The following is a 304-nucleotide window of genomic DNA, read 5'->3' as shown; positions in this document are numbered from 1 at the left end:
GCACGCTCATATGCGGATAAAGAGCATAGGACTGGAAGACCATGGCAAGGCCGCGGTCGGCCGCACCGATCGCGGTGACGTCCTTGCCGTCGATGGCGATACTGCCGCCTGTGGGCTTGTCGAGTCCGGCGATCAGGCGCAGCAACGTCGATTTTCCACACCCGGACGGGCCGACGAAAGCGACGAACTCGCCGTCATTGACCTCAAGCGAGACATCGCGGATGACCTCGACGGCTCCGAAATTCTTGACGATGTTCCTGAGCTCGAGTCCGCTCATGCACTCTCCTGTTTCATATTATTTCAG

The 304-nt window shown here is 58.9% G+C and carries 1 protein-coding gene; it reads right to left on the bottom strand.

All coding sequences use genetic code 11. The features are described from left to right. Positions 1-277, bottom strand: a 277-nt coding sequence (locus EOD29_RS31120) for an ABC transporter ATP-binding protein (RefSeq protein ID WP_164763913.1), incomplete at its 3' end; no start/stop codon positions are given. Between the last annotated feature and the right edge of the window lie 27 nt (positions 278-304).

It is taken from the genome of Mesorhizobium sp. M1A.T.Ca.IN.004.03.1.1 (assembly GCF_003997555.1).
Taxonomy (GTDB): domain Bacteria; phylum Pseudomonadota; class Alphaproteobacteria; order Rhizobiales; family Rhizobiaceae; genus Mesorhizobium.
This window is presented reverse-complemented; position numbering and strand designations above follow the sequence as displayed.